This window comes from Streptococcus mitis (genome assembly GCF_047464035.1).
Lineage (GTDB): Bacteria > Bacillota > Bacilli > Lactobacillales > Streptococcaceae > Streptococcus > Streptococcus mitis_DX.
The window spans coordinates 1-12616 of the sequence record NZ_JASHCQ010000037.1 but is presented as its reverse complement, the minus strand read 5'-3'; the positions used below and the strand labels follow the sequence as shown (position 1 = coordinate 12616).

Genomic DNA, 12616 nt, shown 5'->3' with positions numbered 1-12616 from the left:
TGCCTCAACCGCAACATACCATAGTCCGTACGGGATTCGAACCCGTGTTACCGCCGTGAAAAGGCGGTGTCTTAACCCCTTGACCAACGGACCAGAGTTGTTATTTTTAACTCTTACTATTATACAGGCTTTTCAAACTTTGTCAACACCTTTTTTAAACTTTTTTAATTAATTTTACCACTGCTTCAGTTCGAGCGGTGTGTGGAAACATGTCAACAGACTGTATATAATGGACATCGTAGACTTCTACCAAACGCACCAAATCCCTTGCCAAGGTCGAAACATTGCAAGAAATATAGACCATTTTTTCTGGTACATAGGTAAGAATAGTATCTAATAACTTATCATCCAGACCTGTGCGTGGTGGATCCACAATCAGAGCATCTGCTCGGTAGCCTTCCTTATACCAGCGAGGAATAATCTCTTCTGCCGTTCCAGCTTCATAATGTGTGTTGTCAAATCCCATTCTTTTAGCATTTCGCTTGGCATCTTCAATGGCTTCTGGAATAATATCCATACCTCTAAGTGTTTTAACTTTCTTTGCGAAGGCAAATCCAATCGTTCCAACTCCACAATAAGCGTCAATCAAATGGTCTTCTTTATCAACATCCAGCGCTTTTACCGCCTCGCTATAGAGGACTTCTGTTTGTTCAGGATTTAGTTGATAGAATGCTCGAGGAGATAGTGAAAATTCATAATCAAGAACACCTTCTTGAATACTCTCTTGTCCCCAGATAATCTCTGTCTTTTCACCATAAATCTCACTGGTTTTAGCTGTATTGGTATTAACAGCTACTGTCACAACTTCTGGAAAATCTTTAATTAAATCTTTTACCAGCAGGGTTAAATTAAGCTGGCGATTTGTAACAATAACAATCTGAACCTGTCCAGTCTTTCTAGCTCGTCGAACCATTATAGTTCTAACACCTAGAGTTTTTCTCTCATCCGTGATTGGAATCTGGTGATAAGTAAGTAATTCTGCTAGACGATTAGCAATCACTTGAGTTTCCTTGTCTTGTACCAGGCACTCTTTCAACTCTACTAAGTAATGAGAGTTTTGTGCATATAAGCCCGCCTTGACCTGATTTTTAAATTTTCGAGTCTGAAATTGTAACTTGGCACGATAGTACTTGGGTTCCTGCATTCCAATAGTTGGACGAATTTCATAGTTTTCATATCCTACAGGAGCAAATTTTTTCAGTGCTTGATGAAGTAAGTCCGTCTTGAACTCTAGCTGCTTATCATAATGGAGGTGCATGATTTGGCAGCCTCCACATTCATTGTAAATAGTACAAGCCGGCACAACTCGAAATTTAGACTTCTTGTTGACCTTCAGTAATTTTGCCTCAACAAAGTTACGTTTAATAGAAGTAATCTGACAATAGATATCTTCTCCTTTGAGAGCACCAGGCACAAAGACTAATGTTTTTTGATAAAAGCCGATTCCCTCACCATTAATTCCCATGCGCTTAATTTTTAATGGTATTTTTTGTTTCACTTTCAGATTCATACCCCTATCTTATCACATTTTGAGTTATAATAGAACTATGAAAATCACAAAACTTGAAAAGAAAAAAAGACTCTATCTGATGGAGCTTGATAATGGCGACAAATGCTACATTACTGAAGATACTATTGTTCGTTTTATGTTATCAAGAGATAAGGTGATAAGTGAAGAAGAATTGAAAGATATTCAGGACTTTGCCCAATTTTCTTACGGTAAGAATCTAGCCCTCTACCACCTATCCTTTAAAGCACGTACTGAAAAAGAGGTCAGAGAATATCTGAAAAAATACGATATTGATGAAAACATCGTTTCTCAAGTCATTATTAATCTTAAAGAAGATAAGTGGATTAATGATGCTCAGTACGCTTATGCTATCATCAATGCCAATCAACTTTCAGGAGACAAGGGTCCTTATGTACTGACTCAGAAACTAGCTCAAAAAGGGATTTCAAAATCTACTATAGAAGAGAACTTGAAAGAATTTGATTTTTCTGAAGTTGCTCAACGTGTAGCTAATAAACTATTGAAAAAATATGAGGGAAAACTTCCAGCTCGTGCCTTGCAAGATAAGATAATCCAAAATCTGACCAACAAGGGGTTTTCCTATTCTGATGCTAAAACTGCCTTTGACCAGTTGGATAGTCAAGTTGACCAAGAAACGACTCATGAACTCATCTTCAAGGAACTCGATAAGCAATATGCTAAGTATGCCCGAAAATATGAAGGATACGAACTTAAACAGCGTTTAACCCAAGTTTTAGCACGAAAGGGCTACGATTTTTCGGATATAGCAAGCGCTCTCAGAGAATATCTTTAATATTTTCATGTAAAATTCACAGATTTTAGGTAATTTTATGGTACAATAGTAAACGATAAACTTATAAATTGTAGAAAGTTGGTTAGTTATGAAGCTTCCAAAAGAAGGCGACTTTATTACAATTCAAAGTTATAAGCATGATGGGAGTCTCCACCGAACTTGGCGGGACACCATGGTACTAAAAACAACAGAAAACGCCATCATTGGTGTCAACGATCATACACTTGTTACCGAAAGTGATGGTCGTCGTTGGGTCACTCGAGAACCGGCTATTGTTTACTTTCACAAGAAATATTGGTTTAATATCATTGCCATGATTCGCGATAATGGAATTTCCTACTATTGCAATATGGCTAGCCCCTACTATCTGGATGAAGAAGCACTGAAGTATATTGATTACGATTTGGATGTTAAAATTTTTACAGATGGGGAAAAACGTCTCTTGGACGTTGAGGAGTATGAGCGTCACAAACGCAAAATGAATTATTCTGATGACTTGGACTATATTTTAAAAGAACATGTCAAAATTCTTGTTGATTGGATTAACAATGGACGTGGTCCTTTCTCAGAAGCCTATGTAAACATTTGGTACAAGCGCTATGTAGAACTAAAGAATCGGTAAAGTTGTCAAACTGGGGTTAAGACCCCGGTTTTTTTATTTTAAAAACCCAGCTTGACAGCTGGGCTTATCCTTATATATCTAATTTTGTAACTGTAAATTTGATATGGGAGTAGTCTTTTTCAACATCCTTATCCAGCAAGAAAGCTGTAGCATCTTTCTTAACCTGAACCAGGTCAATATTCTGAGCTTGGGCTGCATAGACACAACCACAATAACATTGACGGTAAATGTCATACTCTTCACACATCTCTACCGAACGTTTGTAGCCTTGATTTTTCTTGAAATCACTTGGAAGATAGTGGGTTGTATAAATTTTTTGCACATCGATTCCGATACTATTAATGGTTTGAGAATTCTTATGAGGACTGATGGTCAAGGCTGAGCCAAAGTAGTCAAAGCCCAAGTCCATAGCCACTTGAGCTGTCTTATCCAGTCGGTAGTCAAAGCAAACCTTGCAACGGTCGCCACCTTCAGGCTCTTCTTCCAAACCTCTGACTAACTTACGATATTCATTTGGTTCGTAGGGAGCTTCTAGATACTGGACCGTATTTCCTGTCCGCTCATTGAAATCACTGACAAACTTTTTAGTCACATAGGCACGCTTATGGTATTCTGCCTTGGGATGGATATTAGAATTGGCAAAATAGATGGTCACATCTGCATACTTGGTCAAATATTCTAGGGTATAGGTACTGCAAGGGGCACAGCAAACATGCATGAGAATGGTTGGCCGTTGCTCATTTTTCTCCCATACTTGTACCATCTTCTGCATGACACGGTCATAATTAATCTTCTGATTGGGGTTCATCTTGCTCAGAATTTCTTCTACATCGATCATGTTCTTCTCCTTTTTCTAGTCTTATTTTATCATATAAGTTAGGAGAGCTCAAATCAATTTAGAAGTGAATATCATAAAAAGGAGGAATAGGCATTCCCTCATTTTGTATTTTTTATAAGTTGTTTCCTATAGAAAGCTTACATCATGCCACCCATCATACTTGGATCCATTGCTGGAGCTGGGGCTGCTGGTTCTGGTTTATTGGCTACGACTGCTTCCGTAGTCAAAATCAAGCTGGCTACAGATGCTGCATTTTGAAGGGCAGAACGGCTAACCTTAACTGGGTCGATGATTCCTTCTTCAATCATGTTGACCCACTCGCCAGTTGCTGCGTTGAAGCCTGTGCCAACTTCAGCATTTTTCAAACGATCGATAACGATAGATCCTTCAAATCCTGCATTGTGCGCAATCTGACGAACAGGTTCTTCCAAAGCACGGAGAACAATATTACGGCCTGTCGCTTCATCTCCTGCCAACTCCAAATCAGCCACGGCTGGAATAACATTGACAAGGGCTGTTCCACCACCTGCAACGATACCTTCTTCAACAGCTGCACGAGTAGCGTTGAGGGCATCTTCAATGCGGAGTTTCATTTCTTTCAACTCAGTTTCAGTTGCAGCTCCGACCTTAATAACCGCTACACCACCTGACAATTTTGCCAAGCGTTCTTGCAATTTTTCACGGTCAAATTCAGAAGTTGTGGTTTCGATTTGAGACTTGATAACCGCAACACGGTGAGAAATCGCTTCAGGATTTCCAGCACCTTCTACGATAACAGTGCTATCTTTGTCCACAGTTACTCTAGCTGCTTGACCAAGAGCTTCAATTGTCGCATCTTTCAACTCAAGACCAAGGTCTTCTGTGATAACTGTTCCGCCTGTCAAAATGGCGATATCTTCAAGCATGGCTTTGCGACGGTCACCAAAACCAGGTGCCTTAACGGCTACCACGTTGAAGGTTCCACGAATCTTGTTCAAAACAAGAGTTGGAAGAGCTTCACCATCTACATCATCCGCAATAATCAAGAGTGGACGATTGCTTTGGAGAATACTTTCTAGGAGTGGCAAGATTTCTTGGATATTTGAAATCTTCTTATCAGTAATCAAAATGTATGGATTTTCAAGATCAGCTACCATTTTTTCGCTATCTGTCACCATGTACTGTGAAAGGTAACCGCGGTCAAACTGCATTCCTTCAACAACTTCAAGCTCTGTTTCCATACCACGTGACTCTTCGATAGTGATGACTCCATCTTTGCCAACTTTTTCCATAGCTTCAGAGATGTATTCACCGACTTTTTCAGAACGAGAAGAGACGGCTGCAACTTGAGCGATAGCTTCTTTGTTGGCAACAGGAATAGCATTGTTTTTCAAGGCTTCAACTGCTGCAGCAACTGCTGTTTCAATCCCACGACGAATGCCAATTGGATTGGCACCTGCAGTGACGTTTTTGATTCCTTCACGGACGATAGCTTGGGTCAAGACTGTTGCAGTCGTAGTCCCGTCACCTGCGATATCATTGGTTTTAGAAGCTACTTCTGATACCAATTTGGCACCCATATTTTCAAAATGGTCTTCCAATTCGATTTCTTTGGCAATAGTCACACCGTCATTGGTAATCAAGGGTGAACCGAATGACTTTTCAAGAACGACATTACGGCCTTTTGGTCCCAAGGTTACTTTAACAGTGTCTGCAAGGATATCGACACCACGGACCATAGCTGAACGGGCATCAGATGAAAATTTAATTTCTTTTGACATACTTACTTTCTCCTTCTATTTTTCAATGATAGCCAAGATGTTAGCTTCGCCTACGATGATGTACTTTTCATCGCCATCTTTGACATCAAGACCTGCGTGTGCTTCAACCAAGACACGGTCTCCAGCTTTAACACTTGGAGCAACCAAGTCACCGTTCAAGGTACGAACACCTTGTCCAGTAGCCACAACTTGAGCTGTTTTGGTTTTTTCTTGGGCTGAACCTGCGAGGACAAAACCTCCAACAGTTTGTTCTTTTTCTTCTACTTTTAAGACCACACGGTCCCCTAATGGTTTCAACATCTGATTTCCTCCATAATGAGATAGATATCATTAGCACTCTTTACACTTGAGTGCTAATTCATAGTTCTATTGTATCACTTGGTCAGAAATAGTCAAGAAAAAAGTCTGACTTTCTCAATATAAAAAGCCTGAGACCAACTCAGACTTTTTAATGCTTAAAATGGCAATTCTTCCTCTTCCAAAACCAAATCCGCCAAATCTTGTCCTGCATTATTTTCACGCATGGCACGTTGAGCACGACTTTCCAAGAGTTGGAATCCTGTCACAAGGACTTCAGTCACATAGTTCATCTGACCATTTTTCTCAAAACGACGGGTACGAAGTTCTCCATCCACAGAGATAAGACTACCTTTAGTTGCGTAGCTGGCCAAGCTTTCTGCTAGTTTGCCCCATAGAACCATATTGACAAAGTCAGCTTCGCGCTCCCCATTTTGGTCTTTGTAACGACGGTTCACAGCGATAGTTGCTCGCGCTACTGACTTGTCATTGTTGGTTTTGTGCAATTCTGGTGTAGACGTCAAACGCCCAATCATGATAACTTTATTATACATATTTTTTCCTCCTACTTATCTATTCGCAGAAAATCAAAAAAGTTACAGAAATTTGTAACTTTTCGAGGAAATTTTTTACTTTTTATGAACCATGAAACCTGTCGCTTGTTGATTGGCCATGATGGTCATATCTGTAATCTGCACACGACGAGGTTGACTGGTCACATAGACTACTGTGTCTGCGATATCCTGAGCTTGCAAAGCTTCTATTCCTTGGTAAACAGACGCAGCTCGTTCTTTATCACCGTGAAAACGTACCGTCGAAAAATCTGTTTCGACAATTCCCGGTTGAATAGTCGTCACCTTGATATCCGTTGCGATGGTATCAATTCGCAGACCATCTGAAAAGGTCTTAACCGCTGCCTTGGTAGCTGAATAAACTGCTGCACCCGCATAGGCATAAATTCCTGCGGTTGAGCCCATATTGATGATATGTCCTTGATTGGCTTTTACCATTGCTGGCAAGAAACAGCGAGTGACTGCCATCAAACCTTTGACATTGGTATCCAACATGGTCAGCATATCCAACTCTTCATAGTTTTGATATGGAGCCAAGCCAAGAGCCAAACCTGCGTTATTGACTAGGATGTCAATCTGACCTATCGTTTCTAGAATATCAGAGCAGACAGCCTTTACCATGTTCATATCCGTGACATCTAGCGGAAAAGCCCAAACTGTTTGATTTGGGAAGGTCTCTGCAAACTCCGACTTGAGGGTTTCTAGTCTGTCTATCCGTCGTCCAGTTAGAACGACATTCTCACCCTGCTCCAGATAAGCACGCGCAATCGCTTCACCAATTCCTGATGTCGCTCCTGTAATCACAACATTTTTTGCCATCTTATTTCCTTCTAGCTGGTCTATCAGATACTAACAACTTCTTAGGCAGTCCAGTGCTTAGCTGGATCAAATGGAGTTCCGGCAACTTGGTCTTCTGATAATTCAATAATACCACGTTTTTGCGGAGCATTTGGCAAATGCAATTCACGAGGGCTACACATCATGCCAAAACTCTTTTCGCCACGAAGCTCACCTGGGAAAATAAGATTGCCTTTGGGCATCATAGCTCCAGGAAGAGCCACAATGGTTTTCAACCCCACACGCGCATTAGGAGCCCCTGCAACGATTTGCACTGTCTTGTCACTTGCGACTGCAACTTGGCAGATGTTGAGGTGGTCACTATCTGGATGAGCTACCATCTCGACAATTTCACCAACAACAAACTTAGGCTCTTTGTCATTGATAATTTCTTCTTTAAAACCTTCCGTTTGTAATTCTTGGTTCAAACGAGCGACTTGCTCATCTGTCAAAAATACTTGACCGCGCTCTGCAATTTCAAACAAACTTGAAACTTCGAAAATATTCCAAGCCACTGTTTCTCCATTTTCTTTGAGGAAAACTCGGGCTACCTTGCCTTTGCGTTCCACATCCAGTTTAGCATCTCCGCTATTTTTCACGATGACCATAAGGACATCGCCGACATGTTCTTTGTTATATGTAAAAATCATTGTTTCCTTTTTCTCCTATTTCAGTCCTGCTAAAAAGTCATTAATTTGTTGCTTGCTTTTACGGTCGCGATTAACAAAACGACCAATTTCCTTGTCTTTTTCTAGAACAACAAGGCTAGGAATTCCATATACATCCCAGAGTTTGGCCAAATCCATATACTGGTCTCTATCCACTCGAATAAAGGTGAACTCTGGATTGGTCTCCTCAATTTCTGGTAAGGCAGGATAGATATAACGACAATCGCCACACCAGTCTGCCACAAAAAGAAAGACCTTCTTGCCCTCTTTTTCCACCAAAGATGCTAATTCTTCTAAACTTGCTGGTTGTATCATAAGACTTCCTCCTCATAGACTAGATCTTCATTTTCATAGACAAAGGTATAATGACGGCCATCCTCAAAAATGACGCCACCAACCAAGCTCTCTAGACTGCTTTCATAGACTTGAACATAGAGGGTCGCAATTTCCCCCATGTCTGAAAAATGGTCTCGCACAATCGCTGTCAACTCTTCCTGAGTCTTCATGAGCTTATGGTCATCTGCAACTTTTTTCGTAGCAAGGGCAAGGCTTCCAATACCAAGCAGAGCCAGACCTGCCATCCACATTTTTTTAGCTTTCATACCATTCATTTTAACACAAAAAAGGCTTTAGGACAAATGAGGAAACAGAAAAAAAGCAAGTAAAAAGCCCCTTCCTTTAAGGAAAAGGACTTCTTATACTCAATGAAAATCAAAGAGCAAACTAGGAAGCTAGCCGCAGATTGCTCAAAGCAGCGTTTTGAGGTTGTGGATAAAGCTGACGTGGTTTGAAGAGATTTTCGAAGAGTATTATTCTTATTGCCAGGCACCTGAGTTGCCAACGTAGTAACCATCAGGGGTGTAGGTATTGCGAAGCATCTTACCTGATGAAGCCAGATAATACCACTTGCCATTATCTTTGACCCAATCATTCGCTAACATGGCACCAGAAGAACTTACATAATACCATTCTCCCTTGTCATATATCCAAGTGCTTGCTTTCATAGCTCCTGAAGTTGATAAATAGTACCACTGGCCTTGGTCATAAATCCAGTTACTCGCAATCATGGCTCCTGATGATCTAAAGGCATACCAGTTCCCACCTTGATAGAGCCAAGTTTGATTGAACATGACTCCTTTATCATTCATAAAGTACCAAGTTCCCTTATCCTTAACCCAATCCTTCTGCACTAATTGTCCTTGTTTTTGATAGTACCAGTTTTGGTTTGATTTTAGCCAGCTTTCTGCTTTTACAATCGGATAAAGTTCTTTGAAAGATCCTCCATCATATTTATGACTGATAGATTTTAGTTTTTCAAGCTTCAACTCACCATTATCATAGTCTGCCCAAGCATATACTTTTTGACCATTGACAGTCTCTGGTAAGGTAGCAGTGTAAGTCTTGGTTTGATAGTCCCATTTTGTATCAAGGTAGGTGTATTGATCATTTGATTCTTTAATATGGTAGTAGCCTCTCTTTCCACTATCATTATGAATATCATTCACAACTTTCGTTGACCAGGTCTTCACTTCGTTTCCGCTCTTAGCCTCGACCTTGATATCTCCTCTATAGCCATAAGGTACGTAAAAATTCAGGTAACGCCCCTCTACACCCATCATAGACTTATCCTTTTCTTGACCTAGGAAATTGACAGTCTGATCTTGACCATTGAGACTAACCGTCCACTCGATTTTCTCGGTTTTTGGCAAATCCAAGACTTTGATATCCACTTCATGACCATTGTTAAACCGAAGAATCTTGCCATCTTGATACTGTACTCCACACTTAACAACCCATTCTTCTTTAAGCTCAAATGCCTGCCCTGAATGAGGTGAAACAAGCAAAGCTAGACCAGCTAGAGACAAACCAAATAATGTGATTTTTTTCATTGTAGTTCCTTCTTAGTCGTTGTTATGTTAATTATATCACTATGTTTTTATTTTGCAACTCATATCCTAAATATGCAAGCAAAAAACCTCTGAGATTGTTCTCAAAGGTTTTGGTCTTGCTAATTACTGTTCTCAACTGCTGCAGTCACAAAGGCAGTGTAGAGTTCTTCTGGACGATTTGGACGGCTTGACAGTTCAGGGTGATACTGACACGCTACAAAGAATTTGTTTTCAGGAATTTCCACGATTTCTACCAAACGATTATCTGGAGAAACTCCTGAGAAGACAAAGCCTGCTGCCTCAAACTGCTCACGGAAGGCGTTGTTAAACTCATAGCGGTGACGGTGACGGCGTTGCACCACTTCTTGATTGTGGTAAGCAGCTGCTGCCTTAGAGCCACGTTTCAACTTAGATGGGTAAAGTCCCAAGCGAAGGGTTCCCCCCATATCCTCAACGTCAATCTGATCACGCATGATATCAATGATAGGGTATTTTGTTTCTGGTGCAAGCTCTGCAGAATTAGCACCTTCAAGCCCCAAAACATGACGAGCAAACTCGATACAAGTCAACTGCATTCCCAAGCAGACACCTAACATTGGAACATCATTTTCACGCGCATAGCGAATGGCTTGGATTTTCCCTTCAGTACCACGCTGGCCAAAACCACCTGGTACGATGATTCCGTCCGCAGCAGACAAGAGTTCTGCTACATTCTCTGCTGTCACATCATTGGCATTGATCCAATTGATTTTAACTTCTGCGTCATTGGCATAACCAGAGTGTTTCAAGGCTTCGACCACTGAGATATAAGCATCTTGCAACTCCACATACTTACCGACAAGGGAAATTTTAACTTGTTTTTTCAGGTTCATGACCTTGTCCACCATGGCTGACCATTCTGTCATATCCGCTGCTGGTGCGTCTAATTTCAAATGGTCACAGACAATTTGATCCATACCTTGAGCCTGCAAGTTCAATGGAATTTGGTAAAGGTGTTCGACGTCCAACGATTCGATAACGGCTTCTGGTGCCACATCACAGAACTGGGCCAGTTTGTTTTTAATTCCTTGACCAACTGGCTCTTCTGTACGAATAACCAACATATTTGGTTGGATTCCCAGTCCACGCAATTCTTTTACAGAGTGTTGAGTTGGTTTGGTCTTCATTTCACCAGCAGCCTTGAGGTAAGGAAGCAAGGTTGTATGAATGTACATGACATTATCCGCACCCACATCTGCCTTCATCTGACGAAGGGCCTCTAAGAATGGCAAGGACTCGATATCTCCTACTGTTCCACCAACCTCTGTAATAATGACATCAGAGTCGGTCGTTAGAGCGGCACGCTTGATTTTTTCTTTCAAAGCATCTGTGATATGAGGGATAACTTGAACAGTTGCCCCAAGGTATTCTCCACGGCGTTCTTTACGAAGAACTTCACTGTAAATTTTACCAGTTGTCACGTTGGAATATTTGTTGAGATTAATATCGATGAAACGTTCATAGTGACCCAAGTCCAAATCTGTCTCAGCTCCATCATCTGTCACAAAGACTTCTCCGTGCTGGTAAGGACTCATAGTTCCCGGATCAATATTGATATAAGGGTCAAATTTTTGAATGGTTACTTTAAGACCTCGATTTTTCAAGAGACGACCCAGACTTGCTGCCACAATCCCTTTTCCAATAGACGATACCACACCACCAGTTACAAAAATATATTTCGTAGACATAGATTCCTCTTTCTAAAATGCTCAAGGTCTTGCTAACTACGAGGGGACATAGAAAACAAGACCCTACTAATAAGAATAATCTGGAACGACTGCACCAGATTCACAACCAAAATACAAGAAGATAACTTCTTGAAAAACAAAAATAGCTCCCTAATAACTAGGGAGCCCCGACCTCTAAAAGAGGTGCCCGAACAATATGATACCTAAAAATAGAATAATTGTCAATAGCTAACTTTTATTCCTCGTTGTTTTCAGCGTCATCATCAGAAAACTCATCGTCTTCTTCGTTGAGATCCACGTCTTCACCCAAGTCATCTGGAGCGATTTCGTTGATTTCTGCATCATAAGCTTCCACTTCGTTTTTCTCATCATCTGGATTTTCATCATCGTATGAAAGAGCTGGATCTGCTTCGTATGCATCTTCGTCTTCTGGATCATCTGCATTGTAGTCAATAGCATCTGAATCGCCATCCATGAAGGCATTGACGCGTTTTTTCTTAGCTTTTGGTGCTACTTCATCGTCGTCATTTTCTTCAAGAGCGATGATTTCTTCGTCGATTTCATCCACACCATACCATGAACGAAGCCCCCATTTGTTATCTCCAAGTGAGATGAAGCTACCGTCAAAGTTCAACTCTGTGTAGAACAAAGGCAAGGCTTCGCGGATATCGCTGTTTGATGTTCCAAGGTAGTTTTGAATTTCGTTTACAAGATCACTAAAATGCATCTCATGGTCGCGACCACGAAGTTCCAAGATAGCACGCGCTACCTCAATCATAGATAGTTCACTTTTTTCTTGCCCAGCAAATACTTCTAATTCCAAAGCGTTTCTCCTCATTTATACTACTATCGCCAGAGCGAACAGACTCTGACCTCATTTTATCATTTACTCTTTATTTTACGATAATTTTGCGGAATAGTCAAAGGTTAAGGGGGAGAAAGTGATAGGACTTTTATTTGCTAATTTCTCAAAGTAACTTCCACTTGCCCAACCAAAGTGGAAATTAGTCTAAAACGGATTTTTATGGTGGAATTAAGTGTGAGACGTTTGAGTTAGAAATGAGGTCTACTATGACAAAACA

At 40.8% G+C, this 12616-nt stretch carries 14 protein-coding genes and 1 tRNA gene; 2 read left to right on the top strand and 13 right to left on the bottom strand.

Features of this window, described 5'->3' with window-relative positions; translation table 11 throughout:
• Positions 1-21: 21 nt before the first annotated feature.
• Positions 22-93 (bottom strand) — tRNA-Glu (locus tag QM818_RS08690).
• 61 nt (positions 94-154) lie between these two features.
• Positions 155-1510: a 23S rRNA (uracil(1939)-C(5))-methyltransferase RlmD gene (gene rlmD, locus QM818_RS08685; protein WP_265470584.1), complete on the bottom strand. Its 1356-nt coding sequence runs from the start codon at positions 1508-1510 to the stop codon at positions 155-157.
• A 37-nt stretch (positions 1511-1547) separates the two neighbouring features.
• On the opposite strand from rlmD, the gene recX reads away from it, so the two are divergent.
• Positions 1548-2324: a recombination regulator RecX gene (gene recX / locus QM818_RS08680; protein WP_261081113.1), complete on the top strand. Its 777-nt coding sequence runs from the start codon at positions 1548-1550 to the stop codon at positions 2322-2324.
• Positions 2325-2412: 88 nt separating this feature from the next.
• Complete coding sequence (gene ntdP / locus QM818_RS08675) at positions 2413-2946, top strand: nucleoside tri-diphosphate phosphatase (protein ID WP_000775316.1); 534 nt, start codon at positions 2413-2415, stop codon at positions 2944-2946.
• A gap of 70 nt (positions 2947-3016) precedes the next feature.
• Here the strand turns inward: ntdP and QM818_RS08670 are convergent, their stop codons facing one another.
• The 11 genes from QM818_RS08670 to rpoE form a co-directional block, all read right to left on the bottom strand.
• Complete coding sequence (locus QM818_RS08670; protein ID WP_000567567.1) at positions 3017-3784, bottom strand: epoxyqueuosine reductase QueH; 768 nt, start codon at positions 3782-3784, stop codon at positions 3017-3019.
• A 137-nt stretch (positions 3785-3921) separates the two neighbouring features.
• The gene (gene groL, locus QM818_RS08665; protein WP_084953044.1) at positions 3922-5544 is read right to left on the bottom strand and encodes a chaperonin GroEL; all 1623 of its coding nucleotides are present in this window, start codon (positions 5542-5544) and stop codon (positions 3922-3924) included.
• A gap of 15 nt (positions 5545-5559) precedes the next feature.
• A complete protein-coding gene (groES, locus tag QM818_RS08660) occupies positions 5560-5844 on the bottom strand; it encodes a co-chaperone GroES (RefSeq protein ID WP_000917337.1) in 285 nt (94 codons plus the stop codon).
• Positions 5845-5999: 155 nt separating this feature from the next.
• Positions 6000-6395, bottom strand: coding sequence for a single-stranded DNA-binding protein (locus tag QM818_RS08655; RefSeq protein WP_000282464.1), 396 nt, complete (start codon positions 6393-6395; stop codon positions 6000-6002).
• Between the two features lie 75 nt (positions 6396-6470).
• On the bottom strand, positions 6471-7232 hold the full coding sequence (locus tag QM818_RS08650) for an SDR family NAD(P)-dependent oxidoreductase (protein ID WP_125447844.1): 762 nt from the start codon (positions 7230-7232) through the stop codon (positions 6471-6473).
• A gap of 41 nt (positions 7233-7273) precedes the next feature.
• A complete protein-coding gene (ytpR, locus tag QM818_RS08645) occupies positions 7274-7900 on the bottom strand; it encodes a YtpR family tRNA-binding protein (RefSeq protein ID WP_261219644.1) in 627 nt (208 codons plus the stop codon).
• A gap of 15 nt (positions 7901-7915) precedes the next feature.
• Entirely contained in the window at positions 7916-8233 is a 318-nt protein-coding gene (locus QM818_RS08640) for a thioredoxin family protein (RefSeq protein ID WP_000615781.1), read from the bottom strand.
• Positions 8230-8529 (bottom strand): DUF4651 domain-containing protein, encoded by a 300-nt coding sequence (locus QM818_RS08635; RefSeq protein ID WP_001815024.1) that lies wholly within the window; start codon positions 8527-8529, stop codon positions 8230-8232. Before QM818_RS08635 ends, QM818_RS08640 begins: the two co-directional genes overlap by 4 nt.
• A 204-nt stretch (positions 8530-8733) precedes the next feature.
• A complete protein-coding gene (locus QM818_RS08630) occupies positions 8734-9807 on the bottom strand; it encodes an N-acetylmuramoyl-L-alanine amidase family protein (protein WP_414300167.1) in 1074 nt (357 codons plus the stop codon).
• A gap of 119 nt (positions 9808-9926) precedes the next feature.
• Positions 9927-11534: a CTP synthase gene (locus QM818_RS08625; RefSeq protein WP_414300166.1), complete on the bottom strand. Its 1608-nt coding sequence runs from the start codon at positions 11532-11534 to the stop codon at positions 9927-9929.
• 235 nt (positions 11535-11769) lie between these two features.
• A complete protein-coding gene (rpoE, locus tag QM818_RS08620) occupies positions 11770-12357 on the bottom strand; it encodes a DNA-directed RNA polymerase subunit delta (RefSeq protein ID WP_033687659.1) in 588 nt (195 codons plus the stop codon).
• Between the last annotated feature and the right edge of the window lie 259 nt (positions 12358-12616).